The sequence below is a fragment of the Sulfitobacter profundi genome, from assembly GCF_042661425.1.
In the GTDB taxonomy this organism is placed as follows: Bacteria; Pseudomonadota; Alphaproteobacteria; order Rhodobacterales; family Rhodobacteraceae; genus Sulfitobacter; species Sulfitobacter profundi.
On the sequence record NZ_JBHSWA010000001.1, the window covers coordinates 1,588,143 to 1,605,635 of the forward strand.

Sequence of the window (17,493 nt, forward strand, 5' to 3'; positions counted from 1 at the left end):
AGCTACTCTTGCGTGATATCGATAAAGGTATCTGCGGCCTCGGCCCCACGTTGCCCGCGCGGTTTGGCCGGGCCGATGGTGCTGTCCGGGCGCGTCCGGCGTTCGACCTGCGCGTTCAGGGCCGCGCCGAATAGGATCAGAAAACTGCTGATCCAAAGCCAGACCAACATCGCAATCACAGCCCCGATCGAGCCATAGACCTGATTGTAGTTGCCGAAATTGGCGACGTAATAGGAAAACCCGATCGAAAGCACCGCCCAAGACATCACCGCCAAAATCGCCCCGCTGCTAAGCCAAGGCAATCGCGCCGCGCGCCGGTTCGGCCCGAAACGGTAAAGCACACCCACACCGGCAAACAAAACCGCCGTCGCAACGGTCCAGCGCAGCAGGTCGGCCACGGCGTTGCCAAAGGGTCCAAGCGGGATGAACGCCAGAATGATGGGTGCGACCACCACCGCCAGCAGCGCCACAATTCCGACCCCCACAAGGCTCACCGTCAACATCAAGGCATGCAGGTAATGTTTCGCAGCATTGCGGTTGCGCTCGTTATAGACAGCGTTCAGACCGATCACCATGGCACCCACACCGGCCCGCGCAGACCACAGCGCCACCAGCAGCGATACAATACCGGCCCAACCCAAGGTATCGGCCCGCGCGGTAACCAGCCCGGTCACCTGCGTATTGATAATGTCATAGACATCATCCGGCAGCAGCCCGCGCACATCCTCCAACTGGGCAATGACCACAACAGGGTCCGAGATCAGCCCCAAAAGCGCAATCAGCGCCGCCAGCGCGGGAAACAACGACAGCATCGCGAAAAACGCCACCCCGGCCGAGATCAGCGCAAGGTTATCGTCGGCCGCTTGCTTTAGGCTCGCCTTGAAAGCATCCCAATAGATCGCCGGTCGGGTCGGAGGTCTGCGCAGCACCAATGCCAATCCTTTCAATTCGGCCCCGGCCAAAACCGGGACCGCTTCGCGTTAGCTGTCCTCCACATCGTCGCGGACCTGCCCCCAAGCAACAAGGGTGAAGATCAACGTGCCGCCGATGATGTTGCCGACAAGCACCGGCAGGAAGAAGCCAAAGATCGCCTGACCAAGCCCCAGCCCGCCATGCAGAATGAGCGCTGCCATCTCGACTGACCCGGCGACGATATGGGTGAAATCCCCCGCAGCAATAAGCCAGGTAAAGGTCAGGATCAGGAAAAACGCCGCCTCATCCGCTTCGGGCAGCATCCAGACGATCAATGCCACGATGACCCCCGCCGGAATGGCCCGCCAAAACCCCTCCGCCGCCGGCATGCCCGTCGCGTGTTCCGAAAGGCTGATGATGGCGGGCAAAACCTCCGCCGGGATGGCGGGCGTATAGATAAACAGCGCGGCCGCCGCGAAGGCCCCGATCACATTGGCCCCCAGCACAACGGCCCAAAGCCGCATGAGCCTGCACAGAATATTCAGGCTACGTTCCTGCATCAGGGGCAAGACCGTGGTGATGGTGTTTTCGGTAAACAATTGCATCCGGCCCATGATGACCGCGATGAACCCCAATGAATAGCCGAGGTTCTCCAGCAGAAAACGCCAGCCTGCATCTGGCAAATAGGTTCGGAAAATCGCCTCCCCCAAGACCGAAAGACTGATCAGCATCCCCGCGGATATCCCCGACCAGATCAACGACCGGTTGGTGCGGTTCAACTCATCGCGCCCCTCGCGCCGGATCACCTCATAGATCAGCTTGGGCGACAGCGCCGCCGCCTCACTGACAGAGCGTTCTTCCGCCTCTTCCTGCACGGCAGAGGTAGGGGGCTTTTTCTGGATCAGTGGGGCCATTCGCGTTCTTCCTGAAATTCATGGACATGATGAACATAGCCCGCCGAAGCCCCCTGCACAGTAAAAAGCCCCAGGCTGCTTAATCCGCGCGCCCCAAACAACAACGCCCCGCCAATCTCGCCCCCACCGGGGGGAGTGTCCCCCCTTCAACTTCATCCTTTCTTAAATACCGATCCCGCACCCTCAATCAGACGGATCAGCCGCGTTCTCCCCCACCGGCACTCAACGCCAACCCCTCGACAATAGCCGTCAGCGCCGCCCCCCGATGCCCTTCCGCGTGCGGAAAGCGTGTGCGCATTTCGGCCTCGACCACCTCCATCAGGCTCGACCCGCCGACAAAGATCAGCCGGTCCACGGCGCCGGGCGCGATGCCTGCGTTCCGCGCTGTCGTCTCCGCTGCATCCCCCATCTGTGCGGCCAGTTTCGAAAGCCGCTTGCGCATCCAGTCACGGGGCAGGGGCAAAGTTGCGCGGGGTTTGAGCATCGACACGTCGATTACCGGCTCTGCATCCCCTCGGCCCCTGCGCCATTGGCGCGGATTTTGCCCGCTTCGACGGCAAAAGCAAGATCATGACCAAGCTCTTCATCAAGCACTTTAACCAATCGTGCCAGACGCTTGGGGTGTTCGGCAAACTTATGCAATTCCGCCGCCGCCTTGCGGGTGTCAGCGCCGTAGAGAAACGGAATTTTCGCCCAAGTGGCCAGATCGTTGAAGATCGCATTGGGCGCGATGTGGGTGTCGCCTCCGAAAGCATGGCGAATTTCGCTGCCCATCCCAAGCTGCGGCATCACCCGCCCGATGGACAAGGACCGGTCAAAATCGGTCCCGCCAAGGCGGATGCCGTGGCTTTCCAAAATGTCGATCTCATCATTCCCGCGCTGGCGGAAAAGCGTGAAATCAGAGGTGCCGCCGCCGATATCGATCACCAGCCCCAGATCCCCCGGTCGCAGCGCGGCGCGGTTGGCAAGCGCGGCGGCTTCGGGTTCGTTCATGAAATCCACATGGTCGAAACCGGCCCGGCCATAGGCCTCGCGCAGGTCTGTCAGCGCTTGCGCATCGCGCGCGTCATCGGCTGAATGAAAGCGCACCGGACGGCCAGAGAGTGCTGTGTCGAACTGCATCCCCGTGGCGGCTTCGGCTTGCGTTTTCACCCGCGCCAGAAACCGCGCCACGATGTCGATAAAGTCCAGCCGTTCACCTAAAAGCACCCGCCGCTCGCGCATCAGCCGGGTGCCAAGCAGGCTTTTCAGCCCGCGCATATAACGGCCCTCGGCCCCGGCCAGCAGCGCGTCAGAGGCGGCGGCGCCGATCCGCATTTCACGCGCTTCGAAATCAAAAATACCGCCGTCGGCAGGGTCTGCGCCTCGGCCTCTAGTGCGATCAGTTGCGGGGTGCCGTTGACGGCGATGCCCGCCGCGGTGTTGGACGTTCCAAAATCAATCCCCAGCCTGGCCATGACGTTCTCCTAATGCCTTCTCACGGGCGGTCCGATGCGCAGCGCGCCCGTGCAAAGCACCCGCGATACCCTTCTCGCGCGGGCTTGGCAACGAAGGCTGGCGCGTCGCGCGGCTTTTGGCTAGCCTCGCAAAAAAATACGCCAATATGGGAGAACTTCATGAACCGTTTGAACCGTTTGATGACCGGTGTGGCCAGTGCTGCATTGGTTGTCGCCGCCACCAGCGCCTTCGCCAAGGACGACATCACCGTCGCCATGCAGCTTGAGCCGCCGCACCTTGATCCGACCTCTGCCGCGGCCGGGGCCATCGACTCGGTGCTTTATACCAATGTCTTCGAAGGGCTGACCCGTTTCATGGGCGATGGCTCTGTCGTGCCGGGCTTGGCTGAGTCCTGGGAGATTTCCGAAGACGGGCTGACCTATACGTTCAAGCTGCGCGAGGGGGTCACCTTTCACGATGGCACCACGATGGACGCCGAGGACGTGAAATTCACCCTCGACCGGATCAACGCCGAAGACAGCGCCAACGCGCAAAAGACGCTCTATGCCGCAATTTCCGAAGTGAACGTCATTGACCCGCAGACCGTTGAGGTCAAACTGAGCGAACCGAATGGCAACATGCTGTTCAACCTCGCTTGGGGCGACGCGGTGATCGTCGCACCTGAAACGGTCGAGGCGATCAAGCAAACCCCGATTGGCACAGGCGCGTTCAAGTTTGAGAACTGGAATCAGGGCGACAAGATCACTCTGACCCGGAATGACGACTATTGGGGCGAGGCGCCCGCGCTGGCCAGCGCGACCTTCAAGTTCATCTCGGACCCGACAGCGGCTTTCGCTTCGGTCATGGCCGAGGATGTCGATGTTTTCACCGGCTTCCCCGCGCCGGAAAATATCCCCCAGTTCGAAGCGGACCCGCGTTTCCAAGTGCTGATCGGCTCGACCGAGGGGGAAACGATCCTATCGATCAATAACAAGCGCGAACCTTTCGATAACGTTAAAGTCCGCGAGGCCGTGGCCCATGCCATCGACCGTCAGGCAATCATCGATGGGGCAATGTTTGGTTATGGCACGCCCATCGGCACCCATTTCGCGCCGCATAACCCGGACTACGTCGATCTGACTGAGATGAGCAGCTACGACCCTGAAAAATCCAAGGCGCTGCTGGCCGAGGCCGGTTTCCCCGATGGGTTCGAGACGACGTTGCACCTGCCGCCCCCATCCTACGCCCGCCGCGGCGGAGAGATCATCGCAGCCCAGCTGGCCGAAGTTGGCATCAAGGCGCAGATCACCAATGTCGAATGGGCACAGTGGTTGGAAACGGTGTTCAAAGGCAAGGATTTCGGTCTGTCGATCGTCAGCCATACAGAGCCGATGGACATCAACATCTACGCCAACCCGGACTATTACTTCCAATATGACAATGCTGAGTTCCAGTCGCTGATAACCGAGTTCAACAAGACGGCAGAACCCGCAGCGCGGACCGAGATGCTGGCCAAGGCGCAGCGCATGATCGCCGAAGACTATGTGAACGGCTATCTGTTCCAGCTCGCTTTCCCGACGATTGCCAAGGCGGGTGTCGAGGGGCTTTGGGTAAACGCGCCCACGCAGGCCACCGACCTGACCGGTGTAAGCTGGGCGGAGTGATCCATAGGATCGCGTTTAAGCATTAAAGAAGGGCGCGCCGTGAGGCGCGCCCTTCTTAATTAAATGCGAAGACCTATTAGTCTTTGCCACGCAGGTTTGCTGCGGCTTCGCTAACCAGCGCGTCGGGGTTCTGGTTACAGACGACCATGAAGTCTTCCATTTCCTGCTCCATTTCCGTGTCGGCCATCTCGTCAGCTTCTTCGGAATCTTCGACGGCTTTTGTATCGTCGATCAGGGAATCTTCGGTTTCTTCAGCGTCTGTCGCTTCAGCAGCAGAGATGTCGCTCGGCTCGGAACCGTCGTTTTTGGTTTCGGTGATCATGGAGCCACCGTGGTCGCCATCTTCCAGCTCGGCAATTGCCATGGAAGCGACTTTCATTTTGTCTTCATCGCTCAATTCTTGGTACTGGGCGCAGGTCATGGTGGCCATGTCCATGTGAGCAGCGGCGAAGGCGGGTGCGGAAACGGTGCCCAGAAGGCCGGCGATCGCAAGTGTTTTCAAAGTCGTTTTCATTTTTATTCTCCAGTTTTATCTGTTCTCCCGAAGACAACACCGCATAACGGATATGGTTCCAGCGCATAGCGATTAGGAACGGGAAAACGGCAGTTTCAGTGCATAACATGCTCACAATGCTGGATTCTTTCGATGTGCACCCCGGCCCCGCGCTGCCTGGGCCTTAAAAATTCAGCATTTCTCTCTTTCTCCTCTGGGAAACTGCACGCGGGCTCTGGACCCTCCCGAGCGTGCCGCCTAACCTCCGCGCTATGTTGCGCTATGCGTTGAAAAGATTTCTCTCCCTGCTCATCAGTCTCGCGGTCGCGTCGCTGGTGATCTTTATGGTGATCGAGGTCGCCCCCGGCGATCCGGCCTCCTTCATGCTGGGCCTGAATGCACAGCCAGAAACATTGGCCGCGCTGCGCAGTGAACTGGGGCTCGATCAGTCCCGACCGGAGCGTTACCTTGAGTGGGTCGGTGGCATGCTGCGCGGCGATTTCGGCACATCCTACACCTATCGCACCCCGGTGACCGAGATGATCGGTGACCGGCTTTGGGTCTCTGTGCCCTTGGCGCTTTATGCGCTTTTCCTCTCTGTCATCGTGGCCTTTCCGGCGGGCATCTACGCCGCCTCCCGCCGGGGGCGGGCGGGCGACGTTGGCGTCATGGGGGCAACGCAATTGGGCGTGGCGGTGCCGAACTTTTGGTTCGCCATGATCCTCGTGCTGATCTTTTCGATCAACCTGCGCTGGTTTTCGGCAGGCGGTTTCGTCGGCTGGGACAAGGGGCTTTTCGCCGGGCTGCATGCGCTGACCCTGCCTGCCATCGCGCTGGCCTTGCCGCAGGCGGCGATCCTCGCGCGGGTCATGCGCTCGGCCCTTCTGGATGTTCTGGGCGAAGATTTCATGCGGACCGCGCGGGCCAAGGGGCTGACCGCGCGACAGGCGCTTTGGCGGCACGGGCTGCGCAATGCGCTGATCCCGGTGCTGACGATCATCGGCCTGCAGTTCTCTTTCCTGTTGGCCGGGTCGATCATCATTGAGCAGGTTTTCTATCTACCCGGCCTTGGGCGGCTGGTGTTTCAGTCGATCTCGGCGCGGGATTTGATCGTGGTCGAGTCGGTGGTGATGCTCTTGGTCTTTTCGGTGATCTTGGTGAATTTCCTTGTCGATCTGGCCTATGCCGCCGTCGATCCCCGGCTGAGGGCGCGCACATGAACCGCAATTTGATCCTTGGTGCTGCGCTGACTTCGGTCTTTCTATTGGCTGCGCTGATTTCCTTTGTCTGGACGCCCTATGACTATGCCGGGCTCGACATCGCGAACAAGCTGCACAGCCCTTCGCTGGCGCATCCCATGGGCACCGATCACTTTGGCCGCGATATCCTCAGCATGATCATGGTCGGCGCGCGGACCTCTATCGCCGTAGCGTTGGTGGCGGTGGGCATCGGCATGGGCGCGGGCGTGCCGCTGGGGCTTTGGGCCGCAGCGCGGCGCGGGAGCCTCGTGGATGAGGTCATCATGCGCGGCAATGATCTGGTCTTTGCCTTTCCGGCCATTGTCATCGCCATTCTGATCACGGCGGTCTTTGGCGCCGGGGCGATCAATGCGATCATTGCCATCGGCATCTTTAACATCCCCGTTTTCGCCCGGATCACACGCGGGGCGGCGCTGTCTTTGTGGCAACGTGAATTCATCCTCGCCGCGCGGGTCGCGGGCAAATCCGCCGCGCGGATCTCGGCTGAGCATATCCTGCCCAATGTCGCCAATCTGCTGATCGTGCAGGGGACCATCCAATTCTCTCTGGGTATCCTTGCCGAAGCGGGGCTGAGCTACGTCGGCCTTGGCGCGCAGCCGCCGGTGCCGTCATGGGGCCGGATGTTGGCCGATGCGCAGACGATGGTCAGCATCGCGCCGCATATGGCCTTGATGCCCGGTTTCGCAATCATTCTGACGGTGCTGGGGTTGAACTTGATGGGCGACGGGCTGCGGGACATGCTTGATCCCCGCCTGAGGGTGGCACGCACATGACGCTTTTGACTGTCTCCAATCTCTCGCTGTCGATCCACGGGCTGCGCATCCTCGACGGGGTGACCTTCTCTGTCGCACCGGGAGAGATCGTGGCCGTGACCGGGGAAAGCGGCTCGGGCAAGTCGATGACCGCGCTGGCGGCAATGCAACTGCTGCCAAAGGGGGCCACGACCACCGGCCATATAATGCTGGGCGATGATGACCTGAGCCAGATGAGCGAAGCGGCCCTGTGCGGCGTGCGCGGCAATGACATCGGCATGGTGTTTCAAGAGCCGATGACCGCGCTGAACCCGGTGCAGACCATTGGCCGCCAAGTGGCCGAAACCATCCGCGTGCATGAACCCGGCGTGTCGCGCGCCGAGGCTGAGACCCGCGCCGCCGATACGCTGACCCGCGTCGGCTTGCCGCAAGATCGTTTCCCCCTGTCGCGCTATCCGCATGAGCTGAGCGGCGGGCAACGTCAGCGGGTGGTGATCGCCATCGCCATCGCCCTGCGCCCCCGTCTGCTGATCGCCGATGAGCCGACCACGGCGTTGGATGTCACCACGCAGGCACAAATCCTTACCCTGCTGACCCGTCTGGCGCGCGAAGACGGTATGGGGCTGTTGATGATCACCCATGACCTTGCCGTCGTGGCCGATATGGCCGACCGCATCATCGTCATGCGCAAGGGTCAGATCGTCGAGCAGGGGGAAACCCAAACCCTGCTGCATGACATGCGCCACCCCTATACCAAAATGCTTTTCGACGCCTCCCGCCATGAGGTGAACCTGCCCGAGCCGCCCGCGCCCCAGCCGCTGTTGGAGGTCAAGGGCGTCTGCCGCGATTACCATCTGCCGCGCAAAACGCTGTTTGGTGCGCCCGGCACATTCCGCGCGGTGAACAACCTCAGCTTTACCCTGAACCGGGGGAGCGTTTGGGGCTGGTCGGGGAATCCGGTTGCGGGAAATCGACCCTGACTCGGGCGATTTTGGGTCTGGAACAGGTGCAAGAGGGCAGCATCACCGTCGATGGTCAGCCCGTCTTCACCGGGACCAAGCCGAACCTTGCCGTGCGCCGCAAGATGCAGGTGGTGTTCCAAGACCCTTTCGGCAGCTTCAATCCGCGCCACCGCGTTGATCGGTTGGTGACCGAGCCTTTCCACCTGCTCGACAGCGCGCCGCAGGGGGCGGAGCGGACCCGCGCGATTGACGAAGCGCTGACCGCCGTGGGGCTGCGCCCCGCAGATGCGCGCAAATACATTCACGAATTCTCGGGCGGGCAGCGGCAGCGGATCGCCATTGCCCGCGCGCTGATCATCCGGCCAGAGCTGATCCTTTTCGACGAGGCGGTCAGCGCGCTGGATGTCTCAGTCCGCGCGCAGATCCTTGATCTGCTGGCCGAGCTTTGCAGCCATTATGATCTGACCTATCTCTTTATTTCGCACGACCTGTCGGTGGTGCGCACGGTGACGGACCGGGTGCTGGTGATGCAGTCCGGCAAGATCGTAGAGGCCGGAGAGACCGCGCTGGTCTTCGATGCGCCGCAGCATGAATATACCAAATCACTCATCGCCGCCGCGCCGGTTCTGCCGGATTTGCCCCAGCCTGTAGGGTAGGCTTTTGGGGTCGGGTTACGCCATGAAAGGGAGTTGCATTGATCGCGATGGCAATCCGACCTAACCTGAATTCGGGGATTCCCGCCACAAGGGCATGTCTGCTTGGGCCTGAACGGCGCGTTAGAAATTTCCCTGCCCAGTCAATTGCCTAAAGGCTGCGGCGCTCTACTTGTGCATGCAATGGTGTCCGCCTAAAGGGTGGTCCGCCAATATAACAATGGGAGACATCTTATGAAAATGTTCAAAATGCTCGCAATGACCGGTGCCATGGTGGCCGGCACTGCGGCCATGGCGCAGGAAAAGTTCATCACCATCGGCACCGGTGGCCAGACGGGCGTTTACTTCGTCGTCGGTCAGTCGATCTGTCGTCTGGTGAACCGCGGCACAGCGGACCACAACCTGAAATGCACCGCGCCGTCGACCGGCGGGTCCATCGCCAACATCAACGCGATCAAAGCGGGCGACATGGATATGGGCGTTGCCCAGTCCGACTGGCAGTTCCATGCCTATAACGGCTCCTCGCAGTTCGAAGGCGACAAGTTCGACAACCTGCGCGCGGTCTTCTCCGTGCACGGTGAGCCGTTCAACGTCATCGCCCGTGCCGACAGCGGCATCGAGTCCTTTGATGATCTCAAAGGCAAGCGCGTCAACATCGGCAACCCCGGTTCCGGTCAGCGCGCCACCATGGAAGTCGTGATGGACGCCAAGGGCTGGACGCTGGACGATTTCGCACTGGCTTCCGAACTGAAACCAGCCGAGCAGGCCGCCGCTCTGGGCGACAACAAAGTGGATGCGATCATCTACACCGTTGGCCACCCGAATGGTTCCATCCAAGAAGCCGTGTCGACCATCGACGCCAAGCTGATCCCCGTGGATGGTGATGCGATCCAAGGTCTGATCGACGACAACCCCTATTATGCCGAGGCCACCGTGCCGGGCGGCATGTACAAGGGCACCGACAGCGACATCAAAACCTTCGGCGTGAAAGCGACCTTTGTGACATCCGCTGATGTGGATGACGATGTGGTCTATCAGGTCGTGAAAGCTGTCTTTGACAACTTCGACCGTTTCAAGCGTCTGCATCCGGCGTTCGAGAACCTGACCCAAGAAGAGATGATCTCGGGCGGTCTGTCTGCGCCGCTGCACCCCGGTGCAGAGAAGTATTACAAAGAGCAAGGTTGGATCGAGTAATCTTCGCGTGACATGATAGCTCTGGCGGCGGTACGCTGCCGTCAGAGACCCGAAAAAAACAATATGCGCATCCACCCCAAGGTGGAGCCGACAGGGGACGATATGTCTGAGAAGGACCAGCAAAAGGCGGCGGCTGTCGAAACCGCCGCAACCGGTGACCGAGGCGGACTGAGCCAGGCGGAACTGGACGAACTTGTCGCTTCTTCTGATACGGGCGGCCGTGCTGTAAGCGGGCTGATGGGCACCTTGCTGCTGTTGGTGGCACTGGCTTGGTCGCTGTTTCAACTCTACATCGCGTCACCCATTGGTCTGTTCAATGATACGCTGGCCCGCTCCATTCACTTGGGCTTTGCTGTATTCCTTGGCATCATGGTGTTCCCGGCCACGCGCACGAGTTTTCAGGTGGCACTTGGTGTCATCGTTCCGGCCGTTCTTGCCGCGCTCTTTATGGTCAGCACCAAAGATTCGACCGCGATTTGGTGGATCCCGATCCCCGCACTTTTCGTGATTGCGACAGTGCTGCTCGGCTCGCCCAAGAACCGCGTTCCAATCTGGGAATGGGCATTGGCGATCGTTGGCACCTTTTGTGCGCTTTACCTCTTTATCTTCTACCGCGAAATCGCCAACCGCGTCGGCGCGCCGATCCTGCCAGACTATATCGCAGGGGTTACCGGACTGTTAATCCTGCTCGAAGCCACCCGCCGCGCGCTTGGGCCTGCGTTGATGATCGTGGCGAGCATTTTTCTTTTCTACACCGTGCTTGGCCCTTCTATGCCCAGCATCATCGCCCATAAGGGCAATAGCCTGTCGGAGATCGTGAACCACCAGTGGATCACCACCGAGGGCGTCTTTGGCATCGCGCTTGGTGTGTCGACCTCTTTCGTGTTCCTCTTCGTGCTGTTCGGCTCGCTGTTGGACCGTGCGGGCGCGGGCAACTACTTCATTCAGGTCGCGTTCAGCCTCATGGGCCACATGCGCGGCGGTCCGGCGAAAGCGGCGGTTGTGGCATCGGCCATGACCGGCCTGATTTCGGGCTCCTCCATCGCGAACGTTGTGACCACCGGCACATTCACCATTCCGCTGATGAAGAAAGTGGGCTTCAACTCCGAGAAAGCAGGCGCGGTCGAGGTGGCCTCTTCGGTCAACGGTCAGATCATGCCGCCTGTGATGGGCGCTGCGGCGTTCCTGATGGTCGAGTATGTCGGCATCCCCTATTTCGACGTGGTCAAACACGCCTTCTTGCCTGCGGTTATCTCTTACATCGCGCTGGTCTACATCGTGCACCTTGAAGCGATGAAAGCCGGGATGCAGGGTCTGCCCCGCGCCTATACGCCCAAGCCGCTGGTGCAGCAGTTGATCGGCATCGCCTTTGCGATCATCGCCATCTGCGCCCTGTCTTTCGCGGTTTACTACCTAATGGGCTGGATCCGCCCGGCCTTCCCTGAGACGGCGGGCTACATCATCTTTGTCTTCCTCACGGCGGTCTATGTTGGTCTGCTCTATGTCGCCAGCAAAGAAGAGCCGCTGAAGCTGGACGATCCCAATGCTGAGGTGACATCGCTGCCGATGCCCGGACCGACCGCGCGGTCGGGGCTGCATTTCATCCTGCCCGTGGTCGTGCTGGTCTGGGCGCTGATGGTCGACCGTCTGTCGCCCGGCCTCTCGGCCTTTTGGGCGGCGGCTTACATGATCTTTATCCTGCTGACACAGCGCCCGCTGATGGCGATGTTCCGCGGCGAAAGCCAGTTTGTGAACGACGTGAAGGCGGGTGTTCTTGACCTGATCGACGGGTTGGTCACCGGCGCACGCAACATGATCGGTATCGGCATCGCCACGGCAACGGCCGGTATCATCGTGGGCGCGGTGAGCCAGACCGGCGTCGGCTCGGCGCTGGCGGATGTGGTTGAGGTGCTCTCGGGCGGCAATATCCTTGCGATCCTCTTCCTGACCGCGGTCCTGTCGCTGATCCTTGGCATGGGCTTGCCCACCACTGCGAACTACATCGTGGTTTCGGCGCTGTTGGCGCCAGTGATCGTGACATTGGGTCAGCAGAACGGGCTGATCGTGCCGCTGATCGCTGTGCACCTCTTTGTCTTCTATTTCGGCATCATGGCCGACGTGACCCCGCCGGTGGGTCTGGCAAGCTTTGCCGCCGCCGCCGTTTCGGGCGGTGATCCGATCCGCACGGGTCTCGTGGCCTTCTTCTACTCCCTGCGCACTGCGGCGCTGCCGTTCCTGTTTATCTTCAACACGGAACTGCTGTTGATCGGGGTCACATGGGGGCAGGGGCTGTTCATCTTTGTCGTGGCAACTGTGGCGATGTTGCTTTTTGCCGCCGCGACCCAAGGCTGGTTTTTGGCGCGTAACCGTTTCTATGAAACCATCGCGTTGCTGCTGATTGCCTTTACCCTGTTCCGCCCGGGGTTCTGGATGGACATGGTCTATCCGCCCTATAGCGAAGAAGCGCCGACCGAGATCGTGCAGGCGGCTGAGGAAACGCCCGCCGGTGAGCGGCTGCGCCTGCGCGTTGCGGGAGTGAACGATCTGGGCGATCCGCTGGAATTCGTCGCGCTGCTGCCGATTGGCGCGGGCGAGACGGGGGCCGAGAAGCTGGAAGCCGCAGGTCTCATGTTCCGCGAGGATGGCGACAAGATGATCATCGACGATGTCCTCTACGATAGCCCTGCGCAGGGCGCGGGCCTTGATTGGGACCAAGAGGTGCTGCGCGTGCTGAAACCGATGCCGCAACCCAGCAAATATTGGATGTTCATCCCCGCGCTGTTGCTGCTGGCACTGGTCGTCTTCCTGCAACGGGGCCGTGCCGCGCGTGACACCCGCAAGCCCGCGACAGCCTGAGGAGGGCGCACCATGTTTGACAATATCTTGCTGACTGTTGACCTGAGTGACCCAAAATCATGGGAGAAAGCGCTGCCGCAGGCGGTGGATATGATCCGCCTGTCCAAGGGCACCCTGCATATCCTGTCGGTCGTGCCTGACATGGGCACGCCGCTGGTCGAAGGGTTCTTTCCCGCAGATTACGAAAAACAGGCCACAGGCCGTGCGGCCAAGGCGCTTGAAAAGCTAGTCGAGCGTGAAGTGCCTGATGACGTAAAGGTGAAGCAGCACCTCAAGTTCGGCAAAATCCACCGCGAGGCGCTGAAAACGATAAAGAAATCAAACGCCGATCTGGTGGTCATGGGATCAGAACACCCCGACAGCCTGCGTGAATTCCTCGTTGGCTCCAATGCCGACCGCATTGTGCGTCGTTCGCCTGTTTCCGTTTTGGTCGTGAGGGCGTAAGACACGTGCGTCGCGGAGATAAGCAGGGAAATGGTCCATTGCGCCGCGTTGTTCGGAGTATTCACGCATGACCCCTTTCGCGATTGCCGGCGTGCAGATGTACGTCAATGCCTTGCAGCCCAATGTCGATGGCATGATCCAGCGGCTCGACATTCTGATGGCACGCTTCCCTTGGACGCAGATGGTGCTGTTCTCTGAACTGGCGCCTTTCGGCCCGCTCGACCGGTTTGCCCTGCCGCCCGAGAACGAGACGATTGAACAGTTTCAGGCCGCCGCGCGGCGGCACCGCGTCTGGCTGATCCCCGGTTCGATGTTCCTAAAGCATCCCGAAGATGGCCGGGTCTATAACACTTCCGTCGTCATCAACCCCGAAGGCGAAGTGGTGCGCCGCTATGCCAAGATGTTCCCATTCCGGCCCTATGAGGCCGGGATCGCGGCGGGCAATGAATTCTGCATCTTCGACGTGCCAGATGTGGGCCGCTTTGGCCTGTCGATCTGCTATGATATGTGGTTCCCCGAGACGACGCGCCAGCTGACCTCTCAGGGTGTCGAAGTGCTGTTGCACCCGGTTTTGACTGGCACCACGGACCGCGACGCAGAGCTTGCCATCGCGCGGGCCACGGCGGCGCAGTTCCAGTGCTATATCTTTGACGTGAACGGCCTTGGCGCTGGCGGTGTGGGCAAGTCCTGTGTCGTTGATCCGACCTCGATGGTGCTGCACCAGTCGGCAGGCCAAGAAGACATGTTCCCGATTGAGATCGATCTCAACATGGTGCGCCGCCAGCGTGAGACGGGGATGAAGGGCTTGGGCCAGTTGCTCAAATCCTTCCGTGATCGCCCGACCGATTTCCCGGTCTATGACCGCGACAGCGGCGCGGATGCTTTCCTGCACACCCTCGGCCCGCTCGAAGTTCCGCAGCAGGGCAGCCGCGCGGGGCTGCATGTCGATGTGCCCGCCCAGCAGGTGCCTGCCGAGATCCCCGCCTATAAGGGCAAGAACGGTTTCCCGCCGGAACCGCTTGCCAGCGCCACCGCCGGCACCGCGCCGGAAGTGGCACAGACACCGGCGCCCGCGGCACCTGCTGCGGCCATGCCAGACCCACAAACAACGCCCGAAACACCCGGGCAGAACGACAATACCAGCGGCTAGGCCGAGGTTAGGTTCGCACACAGCGGTACCTAGGCATCGGTCGGCCCTCCAGCAGAGGACGACTGATGCATTCTATGAACGACTATTCCTCGGCCATTCAACTGCGGTCGGATCGGTGGAGCGCCCTGCGCGCCGCCGCCGCCGCCATGTCGCGTGACCCTAAGGGCAAAGGCGCGGCGCAGGGCCGCAAGGAAATCGAGGCGCTGTTCGACTCGCTGGCCCTGATCGAGCCCTATTGGGCCTTTCCGGGCATGTCCGCCTTTGACCACATGCGCCGTCAATTTGCCCATGGCAATTTCGAGGATCTGGCCTTTGCCGTGAACCGGGTGACCCGTGCGCTGACCACCGGCGCTTACCGGCGGCGCACGATCCCGCTGGAACGCGACAGTCTGGATCAAGACGAACATGACGACGAGGCGATGCTCCCACCCGAGGCGCGCGCTCTGGCCAAGCCCTATTTCGAAGTGCTTATCGTTGACAATGTGAACGAACAGCAAGAGCGCTGGCTGCGCAGCAATGTCACCCGCATGCGCCGCAGCGAAGACCCGTTTATCTACGAAGCCGTCGTGGTGCCGAGCCTCGAAGACGCGCTGATTGCGGTGATGTTCAACCACAACATCCAAGCCATCGTCGTCCGCCCCGGCCTGACATTGAAATCAAAGGTCGATCAGCAGATCCTGACACGCTACCTCGCCCGCGCGGGGGCAGGATGAGATCGACGCGCTTGAACCTGAAAGCTATGGCCCCGAACTTTGCCGGATGATCGCCAAGGTCCGGCCCGAGTTGGACGCCTATCTGGTCACCGAACGTTCGGTCGAGGATATCGCCGGGCTGGATCTGGGAATTTGTCGGCGGGTTTTCTACAACCAAGAAGACTTCATGGAGTTGCACCTCAATATCCTGCGCGGGGTGCAGGCGCGCAACAAGTCGCCCTTCTTCACCGCGCTGGTGGAATATTCCAAGCAGCCCACAGGCGTTTTCCACGCCATGCCCATCAGCCGCGGCAAGTCGATCACCCGCAGCCATTGGATTCAGGACATGGGGGCGTTTTACGGGCCTAATATCTTCTTAGCGGAAACTTCCGCCACGTCCGGCGGTCTCGACAGTCTGTTGGAACCGCATGGCCCGATCAAAGAGGCACAGGAACTCGCCAGCCGGGCTTTCGGCTCTAAGCAGACGTTTTTCGCCACCAACGGCACCTCAACCTGCAACAAGATCGTCGTGCAGGCGCTGGTGCGGCCCGGTGACATCGTGCTGGTCGACCGCGACTGCCACAAGTCGCATCACTACGGCATGGTGCTGGCCGGCGCGCAGGTCAGCTATCTCGACAGCTATCCGCTAAATGAATACTCGATGTATGGCGCGGTGCCCCTGCGCGAAATCAAGCACCGGCTGCTGGAGCTGAAAGCGGCGGGCAAGCTTGATCGGGTGCGGATGCTTCTGCTGACCAACTGCACCTTCGACGGGCTGGTCTATAACGTCGAGCGGGTGATGGAGGAATGTCTGGCGATCAAGCCCGATCTGATCTTCCTCTGGGATGAGGCGTGGTTCGCTTTCGCCCGGTTTAGTCCCACATATCGCCAGCGCACGGCGATGAACGCGGCCAACACCCTGCGCGAGAAATTCAAGTCTGACGCCCATGCCGACGCCTATGAAGCGCAGCAAAAGACGCTGAAAGACGCGGATGATGAGACCCTGCTCAACACCCGGCTGATCCCGCCACCGCAGGCGCGGGTGCGGGCCTATGCCACGCAATCGACCCATAAAACCCTGACCTCCCTGCGGCAGGGGTCGATGATCCATGTCAACGATCAGGACTTCAAAGGCGAGGTCGAACAAAGCTTCCACGAAGCCTATATGACGCACACGTCAACCTCGCCAAACTACCAGATCATCGCCTCGCTGGATGTGGGGCGGCGGCAGGTCGAACTTGAGGGCTTTGAGTTCGTGCAGCGGCAGGTCGAAGCGGCGATGTCGATGCGCCGCGCGATCAGTGAACACCCCTTGCTGCGCAAATATTTCAAGGTGCTGACCGCAGGCGACATGATCCCCGAAACCCACCGCGAAAGCGGGGTGACCAGCTATTACGACACCGAACAGGGCTGGACCGACATGTGGGATTGCTGGGAACAGGACGAGTTTGTCCTCGACGCCACCCGCGTGACGCTTGCCGTGGGCGGCACCGGCTGGGATGGCGATACCTTCAAGACGCAGATCTTGATGGATAAATACGGCATCCAGATCAACAAGACCTCGCGCAATACCGTGTTGTTCATGACCAACATAGGCACCACGCGCTCTTCGGTCGCCTATCTGATCGAAGTGCTGGTCGAGATCGCCAAATCGCTCGACGATCTTTTGGACGATGCCAGCCGGATGGAACGGCTATCGTTCGATCGGCGTGTCACCAACCTGATGGAAAACTACCCCCCGCTGCCGGATTTCAGTTGCTTCCACGAAGCCTTCCGCGCCGCGGATACGCCAGAGGGGGACATTCGCACGCCCTTCTTCCTCGCCTATGATGAGAAAAACTGTGACTACCTCGACCTGAACGGCTCACTCCAAGAGGTGATGGACGCGGGCGATACCGTTGTCTCGGCCAGTTTCATCATCCCCTATCCGCCCGGCTTTCCGATCCTTGTCCCCGGACAGGTCGTCAGTCAGGAAATTCTCGACTTTATGCGTGCCTTGGACGTGAGCGAGATCCACGGATACCGGCCCGATCTGGGCCTGCGCGTCTTTACCGCGGAGGCGCTGAAACGCGTGCGCCGCAAAGACCTTTCTTCTTCACCCGTTTGACCAA

At 60.6% G+C, this 17,493-nt stretch carries 12 protein-coding genes and 2 pseudogenes; 9 read left to right on the plus strand and 5 right to left on the minus strand.

Going from position 1 to position 17,493, the window contains the following annotated elements:
• Positions 1-2: 2 nt before the first annotated feature.
• The 4 genes from ACFQAU_RS08315 to ACFQAU_RS08330 form a co-directional block, all read right to left on the minus strand.
• A complete protein-coding gene (locus ACFQAU_RS08315) occupies positions 3-932 on the minus strand; it encodes a YihY/virulence factor BrkB family protein (protein ID WP_067936468.1) in 930 nt (309 codons plus the stop codon).
• A gap of 48 nt (positions 933-980) precedes the next feature.
• On the minus strand, positions 981-1,826 hold the full coding sequence (locus tag ACFQAU_RS08320; RefSeq protein WP_067623994.1) for a formate/nitrite transporter family protein: 846 nt from the start codon (positions 1,824-1,826) through the stop codon (positions 981-983).
• Positions 1,827-2,022: 196 nt separating this feature from the next.
• Complete coding sequence (locus ACFQAU_RS08325; protein WP_386281632.1) at positions 2,023-2,316, minus strand: hypothetical protein; 294 nt, start codon at positions 2,314-2,316, stop codon at positions 2,023-2,025.
• Between the two features lie 5 nt (positions 2,317-2,321).
• Positions 2,322-3,143 carry an Hsp70 family protein gene (locus ACFQAU_RS08330; RefSeq protein ID WP_386281635.1) on the minus strand — a complete coding sequence of 274 codons (822 nt, stop codon included), beginning with the start codon at positions 3,141-3,143 and terminating at the stop codon, positions 2,322-2,324.
• A 299-nt stretch (positions 3,144-3,442) separates the two neighbouring features.
• Here ACFQAU_RS08330 and ACFQAU_RS08335 point away from each other — a divergent pair, with 299 nt between their 5' ends.
• Positions 3,443-4,927, plus strand: a complete 1,485-nt coding sequence (locus tag ACFQAU_RS08335; RefSeq protein WP_132444006.1) for an ABC transporter substrate-binding protein — start codon at positions 3,443-3,445, stop codon at positions 4,925-4,927.
• 76 nt (positions 4,928-5,003) lie between these two features.
• Here the strand turns inward: ACFQAU_RS08335 and ACFQAU_RS08340 are convergent, their stop codons facing one another.
• A complete protein-coding gene (locus ACFQAU_RS08340; RefSeq protein ID WP_120349853.1) occupies positions 5,004-5,441 on the minus strand; it encodes an HdeA/HdeB family chaperone in 438 nt (145 codons plus the stop codon).
• 251 nt (positions 5,442-5,692) lie between these two features.
• Between ACFQAU_RS08340 and ACFQAU_RS08345 the strand changes: the two genes are divergently transcribed.
• From ACFQAU_RS08345 to ACFQAU_RS08380, 8 genes and pseudogenes are all read left to right on the plus strand, one after another.
• Positions 5,693-6,640, plus strand: a complete 948-nt coding sequence (locus ACFQAU_RS08345; RefSeq protein WP_120349854.1) for an ABC transporter permease — start codon at positions 5,693-5,695, stop codon at positions 6,638-6,640.
• The gene (locus ACFQAU_RS08350) at positions 6,637-7,452 is read left to right on the plus strand and encodes an ABC transporter permease (RefSeq protein ID WP_132444007.1); all 816 of its coding nucleotides are present in this window, start codon (positions 6,637-6,639) and stop codon (positions 7,450-7,452) included. Before ACFQAU_RS08345 ends, ACFQAU_RS08350 begins: the two co-directional genes overlap by 4 nt.
• Positions 7,449-9,049 (plus strand): annotated as a pseudogene (locus tag ACFQAU_RS08355) (ABC transporter ATP-binding protein). Before ACFQAU_RS08350 ends, ACFQAU_RS08355 begins: the two are co-directional and overlap by 4 nt.
• A 231-nt stretch (positions 9,050-9,280) precedes the next feature.
• A complete protein-coding gene (locus ACFQAU_RS08360) occupies positions 9,281-10,240 on the plus strand; it encodes a TAXI family TRAP transporter solute-binding subunit (protein WP_067940950.1) in 960 nt (319 codons plus the stop codon).
• Between the two features lie 102 nt (positions 10,241-10,342).
• The gene (locus ACFQAU_RS08365; protein WP_067629489.1) at positions 10,343-13,096 is read left to right on the plus strand and encodes a TRAP transporter permease; all 2,754 of its coding nucleotides are present in this window, start codon (positions 10,343-10,345) and stop codon (positions 13,094-13,096) included.
• A 12-nt stretch (positions 13,097-13,108) separates the two neighbouring features.
• Positions 13,109-13,540 carry a universal stress protein gene (locus tag ACFQAU_RS08370; protein WP_067940946.1) on the plus strand — a complete coding sequence of 144 codons (432 nt, stop codon included), beginning with the start codon at positions 13,109-13,111 and terminating at the stop codon, positions 13,538-13,540.
• 67 nt (positions 13,541-13,607) lie between these two features.
• The gene (locus ACFQAU_RS08375) at positions 13,608-14,690 is read left to right on the plus strand and encodes a carbon-nitrogen hydrolase family protein (RefSeq protein WP_067629486.1); all 1,083 of its coding nucleotides are present in this window, start codon (positions 13,608-13,610) and stop codon (positions 14,688-14,690) included.
• 65 nt (positions 14,691-14,755) lie between these two features.
• Positions 14,756-17,489, plus strand: a pseudogene (locus ACFQAU_RS08380) (aminotransferase class I/II-fold pyridoxal phosphate-dependent enzyme).
• Positions 17,490-17,493: the final 4 nt, after the last annotated feature.

Excerpts from the sequence above, each read along its gene's own strand:
- ACFQAU_RS08320 (WP_067623994.1), bottom strand. The coding sequence starts at position 1,826 with ATGGCCCCACTGATCCAGAAAAAGCCCCCTACCTCTGCCGTGCAGGAA.
- ACFQAU_RS08330 (WP_386281635.1), bottom strand. The coding sequence starts at position 3,143 with ATGCGGATCGGCGCCGCCGCCTCTGACGCGCTGCTGGCCGGGGCCGAG.
- ACFQAU_RS08335 (WP_132444006.1), top strand. The coding sequence starts at position 3,443 with ATGAACCGTTTGAACCGTTTGATGACCGGTGTGGCCAGTGCTGCATTG.
- ACFQAU_RS08340 (WP_120349853.1), bottom strand. The coding sequence starts at position 5,441 with ATGAAAACGACTTTGAAAACACTTGCGATCGCCGGCCTTCTGGGCACC.
- ACFQAU_RS08345 (WP_120349854.1), top strand. The coding sequence starts at position 5,693 with ATGTTGCGCTATGCGTTGAAAAGATTTCTCTCCCTGCTCATCAGTCTC.
- ACFQAU_RS08350 (WP_132444007.1), top strand. The coding sequence starts at position 6,637 with ATGAACCGCAATTTGATCCTTGGTGCTGCGCTGACTTCGGTCTTTCTA.
- ACFQAU_RS08360 (WP_067940950.1), top strand. The coding sequence starts at position 9,281 with ATGAAAATGTTCAAAATGCTCGCAATGACCGGTGCCATGGTGGCCGGC.
- ACFQAU_RS08365 (WP_067629489.1), top strand. The coding sequence starts at position 10,343 with ATGTCTGAGAAGGACCAGCAAAAGGCGGCGGCTGTCGAAACCGCCGCA.
- ACFQAU_RS08370 (WP_067940946.1), top strand. The coding sequence starts at position 13,109 with ATGTTTGACAATATCTTGCTGACTGTTGACCTGAGTGACCCAAAATCA.
- ACFQAU_RS08375 (WP_067629486.1), top strand. The coding sequence starts at position 13,608 with ATGACCCCTTTCGCGATTGCCGGCGTGCAGATGTACGTCAATGCCTTG.